The following is an 18,615-nucleotide window of genomic DNA, read 5'->3' on the forward strand; positions in this document are numbered from 1 at the left end:
GCAACTCAAAGTGCTACAGCGACCTTTGCGCGTCTGATAAGACGCGCGGCGCTGTAGGAGATCTCAGCGGAGGATGTCGGCGAGATGTTCCGGTTTCCGGCCGGTGCGCTTGAGCTCGAGGCCGGACAGCAGATCGTGTAGATGGTCCTTCATCAGTTGCGCGGCCCTATCTGAATCACGTGCCTCGATGGCGTCGACCAGCGCATGATGCGCGTGGCTCTCGCAGGTTGTATCCCGACGCTTCCAATAAAGCGCGATGATCAGTGAGGAGTGCGACACAAGATCGCGCACGAAGCCGGTCAGGACGGCTTGATCGGCGATCTCGGCAACGCCGACATGGAACATGGCGGACAGCATGATGGCATCGCTGTCGCGCCCGGCGTCCAGCGCCTCGTGCTCTCTTTCGAGATGGCCACGCAGCAAGGTTACGTCCTCGGCCCTTGCGACCTGTGCGGCGAGCGCGGCTACGCGGGGCTCGATCAGTGCGCGGGCCTCGAATACTTCGCGTGCCTCCTTTGGCGAAGGTTGCGCGACGAAGGCACCCCTATTTGGCTCCAGCCGCACCAGCCAGTCATGGGCGAGGGCCTGAAGTGCGGCGCGGATGACGGTTCGGCTTACTGAATAGATCGAGGCGAGTTCATCCTCCGGCAGTTTTGTGCCCGGCGTCAGCCGATGGCTGACGATTGCATCCCTCAGACCATGATAGATCGGTGACCAGCGCGCCGCCGGTTTCTTGCGATCTTTTTCGGGCCTGAGGGTCGTCAACATTTCATCGTCTCTGGCGAGCTTGCGTCATGCGGCGCGCTGACCAATACGTCCGCGCTTCGACTCGAAGCTCATGAATTCTCATAGGGCGTGCTCATCGGTCAATCCAACCAATCGGACAGCCCCGGAGGACGTCGCGCTTTGGAGCGCTGGTCGAGTTCCTGCCTGCTGCGTGATTCCCTACATCGGAATCGATTTAAGGACAAAATCGTGCAGCAATCTCAAAATGCTACAGCGACCTTTTGCGCGTCTAACTAGACGCGCTGCGCTGTAGTGGCGGAGACCACGGCGCGTAACGCCCCGAGAATCGTTTCGCGCGCGGTTCGGCGTAGCCGCCGATCTTCGACGTCCTGAGACCAAGAGCCGAGACTGTTTCTGCGAGCCGGACCGCGCAGGCGACCCCGTCGAGCACCGGCACACCGTGCTCGATCGAGAGAGCGTGAGCGAGATCCGCCATCCCCGCGCAACCAAGCACGATTGCTTCGGCCTTGTCCTCGGCGACGGCACGCGCAATTTCGGCGGAAATCTTGTGGCGCGCGTCGGAGCCCGGTAGCTCGAGATCGAGCACCGCCACATCCGAGGCGCGGACCTTGGCGCAGCGGGACGAGAGACCGTATTTCAGCAGATTGTGTTCGATCGCCGGCACCGAACGTGCAAGCGTGGTCACGACGCTGAACTTGCCGGCAATGAGGGTGGCGAGGTGGAAGGCCGCTTCGCCGATCCCGATGACGGGTGCTTCGGTGGCGCAGCGTGCCGCGTCGAGCCCCGTGTCATCGAAACAGGCGATCACATAGGCATCCATCGTACCTGCCTTCGCCATTTCCGCGATGATGCCTGGCACCGAGAAGACCTCGTCGAAGTAGCCCTCGATGCTCGGCGGGCCGTCCTTGGGATTGACAGCAACGACCTCCGTTGCCGGCGACGCCGCAGCTTGTGCCGCCTTGCCGATCTTGTCGGTCATCGACGTGGTCGTATTGGGGTTTATCACGAGTATGCGCATGATTGAGCTGCCTAGAATTCGCCGCCGAGATAAAGATGCTTGACCCGTTCGTCGGTTAGCAATTCAGGGGAATTGCCGCTGAGCGCGACCTTTCCGGTCGTCAATGCATAGGCGCGCTGCGAGATCCTCAGCGCCATGCGCGAGTTCTGCTCGACCAGCAGCACACTGACCTTTTCGTCGCGATTGATCGCCACGATTGACCGGGCAATGTCCTGCACCAGCTTCGGAGCGACACCGAGCGACGGCTCGTCGAGCAGGAGCAGACGCGGCCGGGCCATTAGCGCTCGGCCGATGACCAGCATCTGCTGCTCGCCGCCGCTCATCGTCCCGGCCTGCTGCGAATATCGCTCCTTGAGACGCGGGAAACGCGTCAGCACCATATCGATGCTCTGCTGAATCTCGGCCTTGTCGCTGCGGGTGAAGGCGCCCATCAGCAGATTGTCGCGCACGGTCATGAAAGGAAAGACGCGGCGCGCCTCGGGCACCATCGAGATGCCCATCCGGACGATCTCGTCCGGTGCGACACCGTCGATGCGCTTCCCGTGATAGCGGATCTCGCCCTTGCGGATTTTCCGCAAGCCGGTGATGGCGCGCAGGATGGACGACTTGCCTGCGCCATTGGCTCCGATCAGCGCAACGGTCTCGCCCTCTTGAACCTCAATGGTGACGCCTTTCAGCGCATAGACGTGGTCGTAGTAGAGTTCGACGTCATCGAATTTGAGCAGCGGCTCCATGGACTACATTCCGATCGATTCGTCTTCGGCACCGAGATAAGCCTCGATGACCTTGGGGTTCTGCTGGATTTCGGCCGGGGTGCCCTCGGCGATTTTCTGGCCGAAGTTGAGCACGACAATACGGTCGGAAATATTCATGACGGCCGGCATGTCGTGCTCGACGAGGAGCACCGTAACGCCGCGTTCACGCAGCTTGCGGACGATTTCGACAGCGCGGCGGGTCTCGTCGTGGTTCATGCCAGCGAAAGGTTCATCGAGGAGCATGATGGCGGGGTCGGTGGCAAGCGCGATCGCAATGCCGAGTGCACGCAGATGACCGTGCGGCAGGGTGCTGGCAATCTCGCTGCGCATCGCGTTCAGTCCGAGGAACACAAGGATTTCGTCCGCCGAGGCACCGAAGGCCTCGAGATCGCGCCGCGCCGCAGCGCTCCCGAAGTAGAAACCGGCAAGACTGGCGCGCGAACGCAGATGATGGGCGGTCACGACGTTGTCGCGGACCGTCATGTCCTTGAATATCGTCGTTTCCTGGAACGTCCGCACGACGCCCTTGCGGGCAGTGATGTGCGGCGCGAGACCGGAGATGCGCTCGCGATTGAAGCGGACTTCGCCGTGCGTCGGTCGGAGGAAGGATGAGATCAGCTTGAACAGTGTCGACTTGCCGGCGCCGTTCGGCCCGATCACCGAGAGGATCTCGCGCTCACGGACGGTGAAGGATACGTCGTTGACCGCGACGAGGCCGCCGAAACGTTTGGTAAGCCCGACAACTTCCAGGATGTCCGGCATCGCTAGAGGCTCCTTTTGCGCGGGAGTGCCAGGCTGAGGAGGCCGTTGGGGAGGACCAGCATCAGCACGATCAGCACTGCGGAGAAGATCAGGAGCTGGAATTCGCCGGTCTGGAACAGCAGATCCCAGCCGAAATAGAGCACGAACGTACCGAGCATCGGCCCGAGCACGTAGCCGAGCCCGCCGAGGAAGCAGTTCAGCATGAAGTTGACCGAGTCGGCGACGGTGAAGCTCGACGGATAGATCGATTGGGAGATCGAGGCGAACATCGCTCCGCCGACCCCGCCGAGGAAGGAGGAAAGCGCATAGGCGATGACGCGGAGATAGGCGATGTTGACGCCGATCGACGAAGCGAGTTCCTCGTTCTGCTGCAGTGACTGGCAGAGTTGTCCGATGCGGGAATGAGCGAGCCGGTAGAGGCCGAGAAAGCAGAGCGCCATCAAAAGCACCGCAACGATATAGAAGGCCAGACGGGGATTGGCCAGTGTGGCAAAATCCGGAACGAGCGTTAGGCCGAAAAAGCTAATGCCGGTCGGCAGCGGAATGCTGACGATGCCACTGGCACCATTGGTAATCGGCAGTGCAAGGGCGAGAAGGCGGGCAACCTCGGTCAATACCAGCGACACCATCGCGAAATAGACGCCGCGCAGCCGCAGGATGGGCAGGCCGATCAGCACGCTCGCGACGGCGCAGAAGAGACCCGCCAATGGCAGTGTCAGCCAGAAGGACATGCCATAATTCATCACCAGGATGGCGGAGACATAGCCGCCCATCAACGCATATGCGCCCTGGCCGATATTGATGCGGCCAATATAGAAGGTGATCCACACGCCCGCGCTGATGATGCTGAGCAGCGCCACCGATGTCAGCGTGTAGTAGAGGTCGCTTCGTCCCGTGGCGTTGATCAGCAGCGGCACTGCGACAAGCAGGACGAGCAGGAAAAGGACTGCCGAGGCGATCTTGAAGGTGGGAGCCGAAGTCTTGCGCATGCGATCAACCCCACGGTTTTCCCATCAGCCCGTGCGGACGGATGCTTAGGAAGATCATCAGCAGAGCAAAGATGACGAGGTAGGTGATGTCGCCATATTCGCGCAGCACGGTCAGGCCCACCGATTCCATCATGCCAAGGATGAAGCCGCCCGCAATCGCGCCGCCGACGACCCCGGCGCCGCCGATCATCACCATAAGGAAGGCTTTGATGGAGATCGGCCCGCCTATACCGGAATTCACTCCGGTGATGCTGACGAGCAATCCGCCGACGACGCCCGCAAGCATCGCCCCGAGCGCGAAGCCGATCATCGAGTAGCGCTCGACCTTGACGCCCATCAACTGTGCCGCAACGCGGTCCTGCGCCAGCGCCCGCATGGCGCGGCCGGGCTTGCTGTATTGCATGAAGAGCATGAAGGCGGCGATCATCAGGATGGCGATCACGCCGACGGCAATGCGGTCGTAGGGCAGGATTACCCTGTCGGAGACGAAGACGCCGCTGATGATCTTCGGGACGCCTCGCTGCTTCTCGCCGAACAGGAGCAGCATGACGGCATCAAGAAAGAATGCCGTCGCCGCGGCCAGCAGCATCGTGCTCTCCTCGCGCTTGCTGCGGCGGACCACCGGCCGGAAGAGGAACTTTTCCATGAGTGCGCCGATGATCGCCAGCGTCACGCCCGAGCAGATCAGCGCCACGACGAATGGCAGCTTGAGCTGGCCATAGATCGTGTAGGTCACGAAGCCACCCAGCACATACATCTGCCCGTGCGCGAAATTGAGCACGTTCATCAGGGCGAAGATCAGCGTCAGCCCCAACGCGATCAGCGCATACTGGGCGCCGAGATAGAGTCCGTTGGCAATTACCTGTTCCATGCGGCGAATCGGCCCCTGTCGAGCTTGGCGGTGCGAAGCGCTTTGAGTTTGCCGGGGGGCGCGAGCCGCGCCCTCGGCCTCTCGGTCTGCGAGCGTCAGTCCACTTCGCCGACGAACAGGGTCTGGAATTGGCCGTCCTTGAATTCGGTCACCACCATCGGAACGGAGAGCTGTCGTTTCTGGCCGAAGGAGGTAGCGCCGACATATTTCAGTGTGCTGTCCTTGGCGTAGGGATTGGGCGCCGAGAAGGTGTCCATGGTCTTCTTGAACTCTTCGACGTCATCGATCGCCTTGGGGTTCGCCTTCAGCGTCTCGATAATGTACTCGAGCGCGTAGACCTTGGTGTTCGACTCGTCATTGTATTCGCCGAACTTCTTGGTGTAGCGATCGATGAACTCCTCCATCACCGGCGTGCGGATTTCCGGCGTCGACGCGCCACCGACGGAAATGAAACCATTGGCAAGTTCGCCAGCGCCCTCTTGCAGGACGGTGGCGTCCTGCGCAGTTTCCGCCGAGATCAGGCCCTCGTAACCGAGTTCGCGGGCCGCGCGGATCAGGAGCGGCGCATTTGCCGGTGCGACACCCGAGAGCACGAGGAGGTCAGGCTTCAGTTGCACGATCGGTGTCAGCACGGGCGTGAAGTCGCGGGTGTCGTTCTGGTAGGTGTCTTTCTCCGCGACCACCTCGAGCCCGAGTTCCTTGGCCGCGGCAACGCCGCTGTCGCGCTGGCTGAGCGGATCGGATTCGTTGGCCGCGATAAAGGCAACCTTCTTCACGCCCTTGTTTTCTTTCAGATATTTGTAGATGGCCGGTCCCGACTGATAGTTGGCGACCATTCCGAGCACGGCATTCGAAGCCGGAGGCGTATAGAGGGCTTTCGGGAAGGCATAGGGGAAATAGATGATCCCCTTGGATTCCGCCACCGGGCGGACGGCGGCAGCGCCGTCATCTACATTCGGCCCGACCACATAGTGGATACCTTCCTGGGCCATTTTTTCCATGCCGGCGATGGCCCGCTTCGGGTCCTTCTGGTCGTCGAAGGTGACGATGTTGATGTTGTAGGTATCTTCGCCGATCCTCACGCCACCCGTTTCGTTGAGCCAGTCGGCCCGCGTCTGCATCGAGCGGACGTTCGATGTGCCCCAAGCTGCGGCGGGACCGCTGGTCACACCGACGAAACCGATTTTGAGCTCCTTGTTCTCGGCCTGCGCGGAAAACGCTCCTCCCGCCACGATAGCCAGAAATGAAACGGCGCCAAGCGCCAGCGATTTCAATGTCGAGCGTCTGTTGATCATCTCACTCCCCATTTTTTCATCCGGCGCGATGTGGCTGCGGATGTGTTAGGGAAAGCCTAAAGTACATTATTGTCAACATTGCTATGCGATTTTGTATACAAAACTCGAGATCCCACAGGAGATGACAGCCGGCAGCGGGTTACATCTTGTGTCGAATTAGGGGCGCCTCGCCCGGCCGGTTGCAGCCGTGATCGCCAAGCTCGATCAAGGTGTTAGCAGAAATCGTCTAGCTCACATCCGGTCAGCGGCTGCAGCAAGATAGATTGCCGTTGCAACCGCGCCGAGAGCGCTGCGACCGGCATGGAATTTGCCCCAGCGCATGATGAGCTCGCGCGTCTCCTCGCTCGCCTGGTCCGGGGGCGTCGTCTCCAGACGGTTGTTGATCGGCATGATCAGCATCAGCGTATAGGGCCAGTTCAGGATAATGACGGCGGCGCCGAGGCCCCAAAGGGGGTTGCCGCTCTGCCACCAGGCAGCAGCGCCGAGGAGACCGGATATGATCGCCAGAGAGGCCTGCATCTCGAAGCCGCGGCGATAGGCTGGACCCCACTCTGCCAGTGCGGCGCGGTGGTCGAGGCGAAGCCGGGCCGGCTGTTCTGCAATGTTGATGTAAATGGCGGCGCCGAAGAAGACGGATGACGTAATCAAAGCGAGCAGGCCGAACATCAGACGCTCTCCCGTTTTCAGACATGATACCCGAAGGGCTCGCAAACAAAAGCTGCATTATAGGCTGATGGCCGTCCTCCATTGCGCGCTTCCGCGAGGCGTGCGAGGTTTGTGACAAGCCGGTATCAGCGGCGGTGATTTGGGATGCGCGCGCCGCAAGGGATCGCGTAACTTCTGGACAAACCGATTCCGATTTGCACAGTAGCGCCTTGAAATGAAAGCGCTTCGCCATCGACGTTCTGCCTTGGCCTGTTGGAGGTCGATCGAGCGTCCTTGGCGGACGGTCAGGGCAAAGCGGTCACCGAACGGCTGGAGCGCAGCGCGATCCGATGCGAAGCGGACTGCCCGGCGGCTTTCCGCAGTTGGTGACTGTATAACTCCTTAATTCGGCGTCGAATTGAGGATAGATTGTGCGGGCGTTAAAGAACGTTGCGGCGGCTGCCTTTCGGCATGTACGTCGCAGGAGGGAAGATGTCGTGGCGTTGAAGGCGATCAGGGCGGGGTCGAGGAACGAAAGCGGCATCGCCGCAGCCAAGACGCTCCTCGGCGGACGGTTCGGTGATCGGTTTCAGACGGGAGAGGCCATCCGGTCCCAGCACGCCAACACGACGACCTACATCCCGGCACAGCTTCCGGACGCGGTCGTCTTTCCCGAAAGTGCATCCGAAGTTCGCGAGATCGTCGAGATCGCATCGGCGCATTGCGTGCCGCTCATTGCCTTCGGCGCCGGCTCTTCACTCGAGGGCCATGTGAATGCGCCGCATGGCGGCATATCGGTCGACATGATGCGGATGAACCGCATCCTTGCCGTCAATGCCGAGGACCTCGACTGCACGGTCGAGCCGGGCGTGACGCGCGAGGAATTGAACGCCTATCTGCGCGATACAGGCCTCTTCTTCCCGATCGACCCGGGCGCGAATGCCTCGATCGGTGGCATGACCTCGACGCGGGCGTCCGGCACCAATGCGGTGCGCTACGGCACCATGAGAGAGAACGTGCTTGCGGTCACCGCGGTCGTCGCCGGGGGACGAGAGGTCAGAACCGCACACCGGGCCCGCAAGTCCTCGGCCGGCTATGATCTGACGCGGCTTTTCGTCGGGGCGGAAGGGACCCTCGGCATCCTCACCTCGATCACGCTGCGCCTGCAGGGCATCCCGGAGGTGATATCGGGCGGCGTCTGCCCGTTCCCGACGATTGCCGACGCCTGCAACGCTGTCATCCTGACAATTCAGTCGGGCATTCCCGTAGCCCGCATCGAACTCCTCGACGCCGTGCAGATGCGGGCCTGCAACGCCTATTCCGGTCTGGACTATGGGGAAATGCCGACGCTCTTCGTCGAATTTCACGGCAGCACCGAGAGCGTCGAGCTGCAATCGCGCCAGTTCGCCGAAATAGCGTCGGAATTTGGTTCTACAGGATTTGTCTGGACCACCAACCCGGAAGAGCGGGCGCGCCTGTGGCGAGCGCGGCACAATGCCTACTGGGCGCAGAAGAGCCTGAAGCCCGGCGCCGCCATCCTGGCAACCGATGTCTGCGTACCGATTTCGCGGCTTGCCGATTGCGTCGCCGCGACACATGAGGATATCGCCGCACATGGGCTGATCGCCCCGATCGTCGGCCATGCGGGCGACGGCAATTTCCACGTCGGTGTGCTGTTCGACGACAAGGACCCAGCCGACGTGGCGCGGGTCGAGGCTTTCGTCGAACGGCTGAATAGCCGTGCACTGTCGATGGATGGTACTTGTACGGGAGAGCATGGCATCGGTCAGGGCAAGATGCCGTTCCTGGAAGCGGAGCTCGGCGGAACGATCGATCTGATGCGGCAGATCAAGCGTTCGCTCGATCCGGACGACATCTTCAACCCGGGCAAGATCTTCACGTGATCCCGGCGGATCGGATGAAACTCGCAAAGTGGGGCGCGAACGGAACAGATGGGAATGTGACACGGTGCTGGCGCGAATTTTCGTAATCACTGGCGGCCTGTTGGTTGTCGCGCTTTTTGCGGCGCTGATCGCACCGTTGTTCGTAAACTGGACCGATTTCCGCACCGATTTCGAGCGCGAGGCGAGCCGTATCATGGGCAAGCCGGTCGTCGTGCACGGCAGCGTCGATGCGCGGCTCATCCCCTTCCCGACGGTGACCCTCAACGACGTGCGCGTCGGCGCTGAAGGCGGCGGGGAGCCGCTGATCCAGGTCGCCCAGTTCTCGATGAGCGCCGAGCTCGCACCCTTCTTAAGCGGCGAGGCGCTGATCTTCGACATGCGCCTCGACCGGCCGCGGGCAAAACTGCGGCTGCAGCCGGACGGGACGCTCGATTGGGCGCGCGGCCCGCGCGCGGCGATCCCGGCGAACACCGTCGTGCTGGAAAACGTCGAGATCGTGGACGGCGAGATCGAATTCGTCGACGAGCAGACCGGGCGTACGCGCCGAGTGAGCGATCTTTCCGCCGACGTGTCGGCCCGTTCGCTGGCCGGTCCCTGGAAAGTCGAGGGCCGTGCCGCGCTCGATGGCGAAGCGGGCAGCTTCTCCTTCGTGAGCAATGCGGTGGACGAGGAAGGAGCGCTCAGCCTTCGCGCCCGGCTGACGCCGGACGCGCGCCCCTTCGGCGTCGAGCTCGACGGCGAGCTCAAAGTCGTCGATTTCAGGCCGGTCTATGCGGGCCGCTTCACGCTGACGGAGAATCGGCCGGCCGAGGAGGGAAGAACCGGCCGGGCGCTGCGCATCAATGGCGAGTTCCAGCTCACCAATGAGAGCATCCGCGTGCCGGAATATCATTTCGAGGTCGGTCCGCCGGACGATCCTTATGTCGTCACCGGCGAGGCAACGCTCGATACCGGCAAGGATCAGAAGTTCCTGTTGATCGCCGACGGGCAGCAGATCGACGTCAGTCGGATCGGCAATTCCGGCCGGGGCGGCAAGACCGGTCGCGACCCGGCAGTTTCCCTGCGACAGCGGGTCGAAACGATGATGGCGATTGCCGCCAACATCCCCATCCCGCAGGTGCCGGGCCGTGCGAGCCTGAAGCTTCCGGCGATCGTCATCGGCGATACCACCGTGCGCGACATACGTCTCGACGTCAGACCTGACGGCGCCGGCTGGATCGTCGACAACGCGGTGGCGCTGTTGCCCGGCCGCACGCAGCTGGAGGCCAAGGGACGGCTGAACCTCATGGGGCAGCGCGCCTTTCGCGGCGACATCGTCGTCGCCTCCAATCAACCGTCGGGGCTCGCCAATTGGCTCGCCGGATCGGTCGATCCCGCCATTCGCAAGCTTAAGACGGCGGGTTTTGCCGCGACCGTCAACCTCACCGACACGCTGCAGCAATTCGAGAAGCTCGAAGTGGCGGCCGGCCCAGCGACCCTCAAGGGAAGGCTGGAGCGCCAGTCCTTTGCCGAGCAGCAGCCGACGCTGTCGCTGCAGCTCAAGGGAAACCGCATCGACCTCGAGGCGCTGCAGGCGCTGGCCGGCCTCGTTGCCGGAGATGCTTCGACCGCAACCCTGCTCAATCACGCCATCGCTGCCGAACTGTCCGCCGAGACGTTTTCCGCTTTCGGCGAGGAGGCGCGCGACGTGCAGGCCGTCCTAACGCTCAAGAATGGCCAGTTGCAGGCCGAGCGGGTGGCAATCGGCAACCTTTCCGGCGCCCAACTCGCCTTTTCCGGCCGCGTGAGCGGCGGTTTCGAGAAGCCGGTGATTTCGGCGAAGATGAAGCTTGCCGCCGAAGAGCTGACGCCGTTTTTGGAACTTGTCGGGCGGCACACGATCACCCACCCGGCCCTGGCGCGGCTGATCAGGGCCGGACCCTATTATTCCGCCGCTGCCCTCGACATGACCTTGACGGCGGGCAGCAAGGAGGGCAACGCGCCCTTCACCTTTGGGGTGATCGGCACCGCCAATGGCGGCAAGATTGCCGCCAGCTATCAGGCGCCGGACGTTGCCCAGGCCCTTGCCGGAAAAGGCATATTGCTGGAGGCGACGCTCGAGAACCCGCAGACCCCGGTTCTTCTCGGCCAGGCCGGGCTCGATCCGCTGCCGTTCGATGCGGACGCCAACGGCATTCTCGCGGTCAAGCTGCAGAGCACGGAGGGTTCTGAGGCGAACGGCTCGCTGACCTTCACGACCGAGAAGACGCAGATCGCCGCCAAGGGGACGGTCGACCTTTCGAGGGATCACTATCTCGAGGGTCAGGGCAAGCTGACGCTGCAGACGGAGGATTTCGAGCCCTATCTGCTGCTGCAGGGCATTGCCTTGCCGCAGATGGGCAGCGGGCTGCCCGTGAAGCTGACCGCCGACATCGCAGTCGATCCTGAGAAGGTCGCGCTTTCAGCCATCGAAGGCAGCGCCGACCGGAACGGGTTTGCCGGTAGTCTGACGCTCGACCGCAAGGCGCCCGGCACGGCGCGCGGCGAACTGGCGCTCGATACGATCGACCTTGCCTGGCTCGGCGAAGGGATTCTTGGACAGGTCCACGACCCATCGGCCGGTGGATTGTCGGTGGCGCCCCTCGCGCAGCCCGCCTGGACGGGGCTCGACGTCGCTCTCGACCTCACGGCAAAGCGCTTTTGGCCGGGTGTCTATGGGGAGATTACCAGCTTCCGCGGCAAGCTTGAATGGAAGGGCGATGAACTTGCCTTGAGCGAGGCGGCGGGCGACTGGTTGGGAGGTAAGCTCGTGGGACGGCTGCAAGTCGGCAACGCAAACGGCTCGGGTTTCCTGCGCTCGCGGTTCGACCTGACGGGCGGCGATCTCGCTGCGGCGGGATGGGCGCGGCAGAACGGTCCCGTCGCGACCGGCCGGTTCGACCTTTCCGTCGCGATGGAAGCGTCCGGTGCGACGCCGAAGGCGATGGCAAGTTCGGTCAGCGGCTCGGGCTCGGCGACGTTCAATGGCGTTACGCTCAACGGCATCAACACGGCGGCGCTGCCGCAACTGATGGCGGCGGCCGATGCGATGAAGACCGAGATTTCGCCGGACGCCGTGCGCAAAGCCGCTGAAGAGCTGCTCTTCAATGGCCAATCGGTCGTCGGTACCGTCAAGGCGCCCTTCAGCATCGCCGGCGGAACCGTCAGGGCACAGAACGTCACGGCCGCGGACGGCAATGCTGCCTTCTCCGGCGAAGTCTCCTTCGATCTCCCGGCCGAACGGATAAGCGGTGCGGTCGATCTCACCTTCCGGCCGGGTGAAGAGGCGCTTGCCGGCGCTGAGCCGCGCGTGCGCTTCGGCTATGCGGGGCTGCTTGCGGCCCCCGGCGTCAGCGTCGACGTTACCGACCTCGCCAATTTCCTGTCGCTTCGCGCTTACGAAAAGGAGCGTCGGCGGGTGGAAACGCTGCAGGCGAACGTTCTTGAAAAACAGCGCCTGCGCCGAGAGGTGGCGCTTTACAGGGCGCGGGCCGCCGAGCGCGAAGTCCAGCGGCGGCGGGCGATCATCGAGGAGCGCCGGCGCCAGGCGGCCGCGGCCGAAGCGGCGCGGATGAAGGCCGAGGCGATGGCGCGGGCAGCCGAAGCTCGTCGGGCGGCCGAAGAGGAGCGCCAGCGCTTGCGCCAACTTCCGCGGCCGCCAGCGCAGCCTCAAGGCGCTCCGGTCCAAGACGTTCAGCGGAATGCGCCGCCGCCCGCCGGCGAGAACGCCGGCGCGCCGGCGGGGCAGGGGCTGAACTTCGACATGCTGCCCGACATCACCGTGCGGTAGATCAAGAAGTCAGGAAAATGAGGTTGAGCGGCTCAAAGAGATTCCGCGGCCTTTGCCTGGGCTTTTATCCAGGCAAGCACGTATAGCCGCAGCGCCGAGGAGAGGTTTACTTCCGGATCGCGCCCGTCGTCGATCTCCGCGATCAAACGCGCGAGCGGCATGTCGCGGCTCTTGGCGATCGACTTCAGCTCCTGCCAGAAGGGATCCTCAAGCGTGAAACTGGTGCGGTGTCCGTGCAGCGTCGCCGAATGCTTGGCGATCATCCCTGGCCTCACAAGTCGATTCAACGGGTTGGCAATCCGATTCCGGAATCGTTTCCAAGTCCTTGTGGGGGAATCGTTTTTTTAGAGGGCGGCTCAGGCCTCGTCCCCATCGGCAACGGGCCGATCTGGCGATGCCGAGCCTTCCAGTCGGCCCTGATCGAGCGTCTTGGTCGCCTTTTCGTTCAGGGCCGTCGTGAGGGATTTTTCCGTTTTCGTTCGGCCGAAAGAGATCCGATTCTGTTCGGCCTGCTTCTCCCGCCCGGCGCGGGCCTGTCGCTTGCGGAACTGACGCAGGTTGACGACTTCGCCGCTCATGCCACGCTCCGGCGGTCAGTTCTTCTTGCGGAAAGAATCGAGCGAGACGACCGAACCGCCGCCGCCCTTCGGGCCGTCGCCCGCCGGGCTCTTCTGCTCAGCGTCATCGGCCTCGTTGACCGGGTAAGCGGTAATCTCCGCCGATTCCGACTCGTCCTCCTCGCCGGCCGCGACATCGAACTCGAGTTCGAAATTCACCGACGGATCGTAGAAACCGCGAACAGCATTGAAGGGAATGACCAGCTTTTCCGGCGTATCGGAGAAGGAGAGGCCGATTTCAAAGCCGGTCTCGGAAACTTTCAGGTCCCAGAATTGATGTTGGACGACGATCGTCATCTGTTCCGGGTACTTCGCCTTGAGATGTTGCGAGATGCGTACGCCGGGAGCCCCCGTCAGGAAAGTGATGAAGAAATGGTGGTCACCGGGGAGATGGCCGGTAGCGGCGACTTCGGCCAGCACCTTGCGGATGACGCCGCGAAGCGCGTCCTGCGCCAGAATGTCGTAGCGGATGTGGTCCTGGCCCATATGATCCCCGTCTTTCTTCAAATTCACTTTACCGCATGATGGCTCGGATCGAAATCGCGTTTCATACAGCAATTCAATGCCCTATTCGGGGCGGTCGGCGTCAGGCCGTTCGTGACTGGCCATGTTTCGTCTCATTGCCCGTCCAAATCGGACGAGTCAATTAACAAGGCATCTATAGCCGATTTCAGCACGGGGGAGAAGGTGAAGGCTTCTGTTGCCAGGTGCCTTCGGACCCCGCCTTACGGTGCTACCCGGAAGGACTTGATTTGAAGTGCCGCACCGCCGTTAGGCAGCGAGACGTGCTTCAGCATAGTTGTCGTTTGCAACTATAAGTTTAGCCCGATAACGGTGGTACAATGCCGAGCAAAAAGTCGATCTTTACGCCCTTGTCGATCCTATTTCGCCCCCATCAAAAGCCGGTCCAGCGACCGGTTTTTGGTGGAGGCGCCGGGTACCGCCCCCGGGTCCAATGGGTTTATTGCATCGCCCGTTTATTGCCATAGCCGCCCGAAGACGGCTCCTGTCATATAGGTCTTTCAAGCAGCCAAGAAAAGGGGTGAGGAAAGGAAATCAGTCGGATAAGTCTCGGGCCTGCGCCTGCCTCCAAACGCTTGATATGCTCGAAGAGCGTGCAAAACTTTCCTTGCTGCACGCAGTTCGCGAAGAGTGCGCATTCAGCCAACAAACGTCAGGTGGCGGGAAGCATGAACGACTATCCCGCAGACGTACAGAAATACGACAGCAGTGCCGATGAGGCCGTCGTGAACAAAATCTTGCGTCGCCTCGGGATCGCACTTCGAAATCGTGATTCGGCGCTCGTCTCGGCCTCCGATCCCGACGAACTGGAGCGGGTCAAAGAGAGGTGGTGCGAGAAGAAGCTCGGCGTCGGCAGGTCGGAGGCAGATGCGGCGATCGCCGCGGCTGCAAAGGCCATGGCCGAGGACCGTTCCAAGTCCCGCGTCACCTTCTACTACCTCGTCGCGAAGGAACTCGGCAAACTGCAGACGCTCTGATCGGAGAGGCAGGGGATGGCGGATCCGTCACCATCCCCTTACCTCGGCCGACGCTGTCGGCTCTCCCCCATCCATCTCCATCCTTCGCCAGGCATCGTCGGCTGCCGCTCTCGTCGAGACGTAGAAACCGGCTCGGCCTGTAATCGCCCCCTTCTGGGAACATTCGCTGCCGGGCCCGGTTAAGACATCAAGCCGGCAGTGCCTGCTGGCGCGGCAAGATCGGCAGGAAGGGAAGGGCACTCCGATGACAACCTCCAAACAACCGAAAACACAGCGACCGAGCGACAAGGACCTCAGGCGGGATCCCGGCATCGGTCAGTCCAAGGGCATTCGCGGACCGTCGGACCGCGAAAGTCTCAAGCGAGACAACACGATCGAAGGCGATGTGGCGAATGACCCGACGCCGCAAGGCGGCGCCAATCCGGGCCATCGCGGCCGAACGAACAAATGAGCAATCAGGAGGTCCGATCATGGTCGGCAGGAAGACGCACGAACAGCAGCAACGGATAATTCAGGGCCGCGAGAACACATCGAATGCCGGCAAGGACTTCGATGCCGAAGCGGAACTTAAGCGCTCGGATGCTCTGCGCAAGGCCGAGCGGAAGGGGCAGAAGCTTGATACGGCGCATGCGGATGCGCGCGAGGAGAACGATCGCAGCATTCTGAGAGGCGAGAACCAGGAAAGCAGGCACCACAAGGACACCGGGCGGTAGGCCGCTTCATTTCGGCGATTCCAGAGCCTTGTGAAAGCTGAGCGGCAAAAGGAGATGGTCATGGCCAACGCCAGTCGTAAGAACATCGGAAAACCCGACAAGGGAAAGGGCTCGGGCAGCGGTGCCCGGACCACTATGAAAGAAGGAATGGTGGGCGAGAGCGACGTATTGTCCAACCGCGACAAGGCACAGCACTCGCAGGCCAGGGGTCTTGACCAGAACGCGACCAAGACAGAGCAATACCAGGACCATTCCGGAAACCGGCGCCCTGCGAAATGACGCCTGTGGCGGCCCTCATATTCTCCGGCGCCAGGGCGGCACGAAGCGCCTGTCTTCATAGGATCGCAGATATCCGGTGTGGACGGGCGAGGCGAGAAACCTTGCCTTGAAGTAGGCTAAAGCCTCGCAACGGCGGCCGTGCCGCCTCGGCACCACGCGAATACGCCGCCGGAAATTGCCGGGCTTGCCGATCGTGCGGTCGAGTCGTTCGAGCGTAGCGGGGTCAATCGCATAGAGTTCGCCGCTGACACGCAAGCCGCTGCCGGGCTCATGGAACATCATCGGCGCGAACCACGGTCCAGCGACAAGCATCGGATAGTTCGCTGCGGTGCGATAGGGCCCGAGATAGGCGGCATGCGCCAGGCCGCGCCGATGCAGCGGAAAGCCTTTCTTCAAGGTGCCGAAAATGAAAACGAACTGAGGTCTTTCCATCAAGCGATGGCTCCGATGCGGTGCCCCCTCCAACGTTCAAGATCACCGGCTGTTCCGGGCTCCGCGCGTTCCGCATGCGATAGAAGCGCCAAATCGCGGGAAAACGTCGCCGCGCCAGTGATTCCCCCATGGCTTACACCTTGGCTTCGTCCTATTTTCAAGGCACGAACGAATCGGCGGTGCGAAGGACCATGCGGCAGTATCTAGAGCTTCTCGACCACGTGATGAGCAACGGAACCGACCGGGGCGACCGGACAGGCACCGGCACGCGTTCCGTCTTCGGCTATCAGATGCGCTTCGATCTCGCCGAAGGCTTTCCGGTGCTGACCACCAAGAAGCTGCATCTGCGTTCGATCATCCACGAGCTCCTGTGGTTCCTGAAGGGCGAGACGAATATCGCCTACCTCAAGGAAAACGGCGTCAGCATCTGGGACGAATGGGCCGATGAAAGCGGCGAACTCGGGCCTGTCTATGGCTACCAGTGGCGGTCCTGGCCGGCGCCCGCCGGCGGCCACATCGACCAGATCGCCGGGCTGATCGAGGGCCTGAAGACCAATCCGAATTCGCGCCGGCACATCGTCTCGGCCTGGAACCCGGCGCTCGTCGACGAAATGGCGCTGCCGCCGTGCCATTGCCTCTTCCAGTTCTACGTCTCGGACGGCAAGCTCTCGTGCCAGCTCTATCAGCGCTCCGCGGACATCTTCCTGGGCGTGCCATTCAACATCGCGTCCTATGCGCTGCTGACGATGATGGTGGCGCAGGTCACCGGGCTGAAGCCGGGCGACTTCGTGCACACCCTCGGCGACGCGCATATCTACCATAACCACTTCGAGCAGGCGCGGCTGCAACTGACGCGGACGCCGAAGGCGCTGCCGAGGATGAAGATCAATCCGGCGGTCAAGGACATTTTCTCCTTCAAGTTCGAGGACTTTACGCTCGTCGGCTACGAAGCCGATTCACATATAAAGGCGCCCGTCGCGGTCTGAACGCGAATGTACTGGAGTGTCGGGCGGCCAGTCACCCGGTGACGCTCAAAAATGCCGGCGAGGACGGGAGGTTCTGATGCTGACATTGATCCATGCACCCTTGTCGCGCTCGTCGCGGATCATCTGGCTGCTCGAGGAGCTCGGCGCCGAATACGAGATTCGCTACGTCAATATTCGCCGCTCGGATGGCTCCGGCGGCCCGGACGAGAACAATCCGCATCCGCACAAGCAGGTGCCGGCGCTGCTGCACGACGGAACGCTCGTCTGGGAGTCGGCCGCCGTCGTGCAGTATCTGACCGATCTCTATCCCGACTCAAGCCTCGGTCGGCCGCCCGGCCACCCGGAACGCGGCGCCTATCTTTCCTGGCTCGTCTATTATGCCGGGGTGATCGAGCCGACGGCGCTTGCCCATATCTCCGGCGTGACAGTCAGCAACCCGATGCTGGCGCGCCTCTATGCCGACATGTGCGCGCATGTCATCGATGTCTTGACGCGCCAGCCCTATCTCATAGGCGACAGGATGAGCGCGGCCGACCTGCTGCTTGCAAGCGCGCTCCAATGGATGCGCAAGATCCTGCCGGAAAGCGACGTGATCGACCGTTACATCCACGCCGTGACCGACCGGCCGGCGCTGCTGCGCGCCCGCGAAATCGACAGCAAACCGAGTGGCTTCCATGACTGATGCAGGACCGGAGCCGAAAATCGTCATCGTCGTCGCGGTTGCGACCAACGGTGTGATCGGGCGCGAGGGCGACCTGCCGTGGCGGCTTTCGACGGACCTCAAGCGGTTCAAGGCGCTGACGATCGGCAAGCCGGTTATCATGGGGCGAAAGACCTGGGCGTCGCTCGGCCGCCCGCTGCCAAGCCGGCCGAACATCGTCATCAGCCGCGACCTGAACTTTACGGCCCCGGGAGCCGAGGTCGCCTCTTCGCTCCAGGAGGCGCTCGACAAGGCGCGAGCGCATGCGGCGGAGCTCGGTGCCGACGAGATCTGCATCATCGGCGGCGGGGAGATCTACCGGCAGTCGATCGACCTTGCCGACGTGCTGCACGTGACCGAAGTGCAGGCCGAGGTGGAGGGCGATACGCGCTTTCCGCCGATCGACCCCCAAATTTTCGAGAAGGTCTTCGAGGAGGATCTGCCGCGCGGTGAGAAGGACAGCCATGCGATGCATTTTGTCACGTGGCGTCGCCGCGAAACGCTGCCAAAATAGTCGAAGCCGACCGGTGGCGAATACTCGCTTCGTTCCTTTCCGATCGCGTCGAGAGGCCGTCAACTATTTTTAGCACTTTAC

General features: G+C 62.3%; 21 protein-coding genes and 1 other RNA gene. 9 read left to right on the forward strand and 13 right to left on the reverse strand.

Annotation, left to right across the window (positions count from 1 at the left end):
- Positions 1–63 precede the first annotated feature (63 nt).
- From CO664_RS05450 to CO664_RS05485, 8 genes are all read right to left on the reverse strand, one after another.
- The gene (locus CO664_RS05450; RefSeq protein WP_037415590.1) at positions 64–768 is read right to left on the reverse strand and encodes a GntR family transcriptional regulator; all 705 of its coding nucleotides are present in this window, start codon (positions 766–768) and stop codon (positions 64–66) included.
- A 247-nt stretch (positions 769–1,015) separates the two neighbouring features.
- Complete coding sequence (locus CO664_RS05455) at positions 1,016–1,765, reverse strand: aspartate/glutamate racemase family protein (protein WP_037415594.1); 750 nt, start codon at positions 1,763–1,765, stop codon at positions 1,016–1,018.
- An 11-nt stretch (positions 1,766–1,776) separates the two neighbouring features.
- The gene (locus CO664_RS05460) at positions 1,777–2,499 is read right to left on the reverse strand and encodes an ABC transporter ATP-binding protein (protein ID WP_037415597.1); all 723 of its coding nucleotides are present in this window, start codon (positions 2,497–2,499) and stop codon (positions 1,777–1,779) included.
- A 3-nt stretch (positions 2,500–2,502) separates the two neighbouring features.
- Complete coding sequence (locus CO664_RS05465) at positions 2,503–3,282, reverse strand: ABC transporter ATP-binding protein (protein ID WP_097538100.1); 780 nt, start codon at positions 3,280–3,282, stop codon at positions 2,503–2,505.
- A gap of 2 nt (positions 3,283–3,284) precedes the next feature.
- Positions 3,285–4,271, reverse strand: a complete 987-nt coding sequence (locus tag CO664_RS05470; protein ID WP_097525353.1) for a branched-chain amino acid ABC transporter permease — start codon at positions 4,269–4,271, stop codon at positions 3,285–3,287.
- 4 nt (positions 4,272–4,275) lie between these two features.
- On the reverse strand, positions 4,276–5,142 hold the full coding sequence (locus tag CO664_RS05475; protein ID WP_037415602.1) for a branched-chain amino acid ABC transporter permease: 867 nt from the start codon (positions 5,140–5,142) through the stop codon (positions 4,276–4,278).
- A gap of 95 nt (positions 5,143–5,237) precedes the next feature.
- The gene (locus CO664_RS05480) at positions 5,238–6,437 is read right to left on the reverse strand and encodes an ABC transporter substrate-binding protein (RefSeq protein WP_097538101.1); all 1,200 of its coding nucleotides are present in this window, start codon (positions 6,435–6,437) and stop codon (positions 5,238–5,240) included.
- A 231-nt stretch (positions 6,438–6,668) separates the two neighbouring features.
- A complete protein-coding gene (locus CO664_RS05485) occupies positions 6,669–7,103 on the reverse strand; it encodes a DUF1772 domain-containing protein (RefSeq protein WP_037415608.1) in 435 nt (144 codons plus the stop codon).
- Positions 7,104–7,579: 476 nt separating this feature from the next.
- On the opposite strand from CO664_RS05485, the gene CO664_RS05490 reads away from it, so the two are divergent.
- Together CO664_RS05490 and CO664_RS05495 are read left to right on the forward strand one after the other, a co-directional pair.
- Positions 7,580–8,986, forward strand: coding sequence for an FAD-linked oxidase C-terminal domain-containing protein (locus tag CO664_RS05490; RefSeq protein ID WP_037415611.1), 1,407 nt, complete (start codon positions 7,580–7,582; stop codon positions 8,984–8,986).
- A gap of 64 nt (positions 8,987–9,050) precedes the next feature.
- On the forward strand, positions 9,051–12,794 hold the full coding sequence (locus tag CO664_RS05495; protein ID WP_097538591.1) for an AsmA-like C-terminal region-containing protein: 3,744 nt from the start codon (positions 9,051–9,053) through the stop codon (positions 12,792–12,794).
- 32 nt (positions 12,795–12,826) lie between these two features.
- Here the strand turns inward: CO664_RS05495 and CO664_RS05500 are convergent, their stop codons facing one another.
- The 4 genes from CO664_RS05500 to ssrA all read right to left on the reverse strand — a co-directional run bounded on the left by CO664_RS05500 (position 12,827) and on the right by ssrA (position 14,454).
- Positions 12,827–13,057: a ribbon-helix-helix domain-containing protein gene (locus CO664_RS05500; protein ID WP_097538102.1), complete on the reverse strand. Its 231-nt coding sequence runs from the start codon at positions 13,055–13,057 to the stop codon at positions 12,827–12,829.
- A gap of 93 nt (positions 13,058–13,150) precedes the next feature.
- A complete protein-coding gene (locus tag CO664_RS05505) occupies positions 13,151–13,372 on the reverse strand; it encodes a DUF4169 family protein (RefSeq protein ID WP_097538103.1) in 222 nt (73 codons plus the stop codon).
- Positions 13,373–13,387: 15 nt separating this feature from the next.
- A complete protein-coding gene (locus CO664_RS05510) occupies positions 13,388–13,897 on the reverse strand; it encodes an SspB family protein (protein ID WP_037415622.1) in 510 nt (169 codons plus the stop codon).
- A gap of 200 nt (positions 13,898–14,097) precedes the next feature.
- Positions 14,098–14,454: a transfer-messenger RNA gene (gene ssrA, locus CO664_RS05515) on the reverse strand.
- 147 nt (positions 14,455–14,601) lie between these two features.
- On the opposite strand from ssrA, the gene CO664_RS05520 reads away from it, so the two are divergent.
- The 4 genes from CO664_RS05520 to CO664_RS05535 all read left to right on the forward strand — a co-directional run bounded on the left by CO664_RS05520 (position 14,602) and on the right by CO664_RS05535 (position 15,902).
- Positions 14,602–14,910: a DUF2853 family protein gene (locus CO664_RS05520; RefSeq protein WP_097538104.1), complete on the forward strand. Its 309-nt coding sequence runs from the start codon at positions 14,602–14,604 to the stop codon at positions 14,908–14,910.
- 244 nt (positions 14,911–15,154) lie between these two features.
- The gene (locus CO664_RS05525; protein WP_097538105.1) at positions 15,155–15,361 is read left to right on the forward strand and encodes a hypothetical protein; all 207 of its coding nucleotides are present in this window, start codon (positions 15,155–15,157) and stop codon (positions 15,359–15,361) included.
- A gap of 19 nt (positions 15,362–15,380) precedes the next feature.
- The gene (locus tag CO664_RS05530) at positions 15,381–15,623 is read left to right on the forward strand and encodes a hypothetical protein (RefSeq protein ID WP_097538106.1); all 243 of its coding nucleotides are present in this window, start codon (positions 15,381–15,383) and stop codon (positions 15,621–15,623) included.
- 60 nt (positions 15,624–15,683) lie between these two features.
- Positions 15,684–15,902: a hypothetical protein gene (locus CO664_RS05535; protein ID WP_097538107.1), complete on the forward strand. Its 219-nt coding sequence runs from the start codon at positions 15,684–15,686 to the stop codon at positions 15,900–15,902.
- 15 nt (positions 15,903–15,917) lie between these two features.
- Here CO664_RS05535 and CO664_RS05540 read toward each other — a convergent pair whose 3' ends face one another.
- Positions 15,918–16,334: a gamma-glutamylcyclotransferase family protein gene (locus CO664_RS05540; RefSeq protein WP_176536495.1), complete on the reverse strand. Its 417-nt coding sequence runs from the start codon at positions 16,332–16,334 to the stop codon at positions 15,918–15,920.
- Between the two features lie 191 nt (positions 16,335–16,525).
- Here CO664_RS05540 and CO664_RS05545 point away from each other — a divergent pair, with 191 nt between their 5' ends.
- The 3 genes from CO664_RS05545 (at position 16,526) to CO664_RS05555 (ending at position 18,534) form a co-directional block, all read left to right on the forward strand.
- Positions 16,526–17,320, forward strand: a complete 795-nt coding sequence (locus CO664_RS05545; protein WP_097538592.1) for a thymidylate synthase — start codon at positions 16,526–16,528, stop codon at positions 17,318–17,320.
- Positions 17,321–17,396: 76 nt separating this feature from the next.
- Entirely contained in the window at positions 17,397–18,002 is a 606-nt protein-coding gene (locus CO664_RS05550; RefSeq protein ID WP_097538109.1) for a glutathione S-transferase, read from the forward strand.
- Positions 17,995–18,534, forward strand: coding sequence for a dihydrofolate reductase (locus CO664_RS05555; protein ID WP_037415645.1), 540 nt, complete (start codon positions 17,995–17,997; stop codon positions 18,532–18,534). Before CO664_RS05550 ends, CO664_RS05555 begins: the two co-directional genes overlap by 8 nt.
- Positions 18,535–18,615 lie beyond the last annotated feature (81 nt).

It is taken from the genome of Sinorhizobium sp. NG07B (assembly GCF_002532005.1).
Lineage (GTDB): Bacteria > Pseudomonadota > Alphaproteobacteria > Rhizobiales > Rhizobiaceae > Sinorhizobium > Sinorhizobium fredii_C.

Coding starts and splice junctions, on each gene's coding strand:
- CO664_RS05530 (WP_097538106.1), top strand. CDS start 15,381: ATGGTCGGCAGGAAGACGCACGAACAGCAGCAACGGATAATTCAGGGC.
- CO664_RS05475 (WP_037415602.1), bottom strand. CDS start 5,142: ATGGAACAGGTAATTGCCAACGGACTCTATCTCGGCGCCCAGTATGCG.
- CO664_RS05450 (WP_037415590.1), bottom strand. CDS start 768: ATGTTGACGACCCTCAGGCCCGAAAAAGATCGCAAGAAACCGGCGGCG.
- CO664_RS05540 (WP_176536495.1), bottom strand. CDS start 16,334: ATGGAAAGACCTCAGTTCGTTTTCATTTTCGGCACCTTGAAGAAAGGC.
- CO664_RS05455 (WP_037415594.1), bottom strand. CDS start 1,765: ATGCGCATACTCGTGATAAACCCCAATACGACCACGTCGATGACCGAC.
- CO664_RS05505 (WP_097538103.1), bottom strand. CDS start 13,372: ATGAGCGGCGAAGTCGTCAACCTGCGTCAGTTCCGCAAGCGACAGGCC.
- CO664_RS05525 (WP_097538105.1), top strand. CDS start 15,155: ATGACAACCTCCAAACAACCGAAAACACAGCGACCGAGCGACAAGGAC.
- CO664_RS05510 (WP_037415622.1), bottom strand. CDS start 13,897: ATGGGCCAGGACCACATCCGCTACGACATTCTGGCGCAGGACGCGCTT.
- CO664_RS05470 (WP_097525353.1), bottom strand. CDS start 4,271: ATGCGCAAGACTTCGGCTCCCACCTTCAAGATCGCCTCGGCAGTCCTT.
- CO664_RS05500 (WP_097538102.1), bottom strand. CDS start 13,057: ATGATCGCCAAGCATTCGGCGACGCTGCACGGACACCGCACCAGTTTC.
- CO664_RS05550 (WP_097538109.1), top strand. CDS start 17,397: ATGCTGACATTGATCCATGCACCCTTGTCGCGCTCGTCGCGGATCATC.
- CO664_RS05485 (WP_037415608.1), bottom strand. CDS start 7,103: ATGTTCGGCCTGCTCGCTTTGATTACGTCATCCGTCTTCTTCGGCGCC.
- CO664_RS05535 (WP_097538107.1), top strand. CDS start 15,684: ATGGCCAACGCCAGTCGTAAGAACATCGGAAAACCCGACAAGGGAAAG.
- CO664_RS05555 (WP_037415645.1), top strand. CDS start 17,995: ATGACTGATGCAGGACCGGAGCCGAAAATCGTCATCGTCGTCGCGGTT.
- CO664_RS05545 (WP_097538592.1), top strand. CDS start 16,526: ATGCGGCAGTATCTAGAGCTTCTCGACCACGTGATGAGCAACGGAACC.
- CO664_RS05460 (WP_037415597.1), bottom strand. CDS start 2,499: ATGGAGCCGCTGCTCAAATTCGATGACGTCGAACTCTACTACGACCAC.
- CO664_RS05465 (WP_097538100.1), bottom strand. CDS start 3,282: ATGCCGGACATCCTGGAAGTTGTCGGGCTTACCAAACGTTTCGGCGGC.
- CO664_RS05480 (WP_097538101.1), bottom strand. CDS start 6,437: ATGATCAACAGACGCTCGACATTGAAATCGCTGGCGCTTGGCGCCGTT.
- CO664_RS05520 (WP_097538104.1), top strand. CDS start 14,602: ATGAACGACTATCCCGCAGACGTACAGAAATACGACAGCAGTGCCGAT.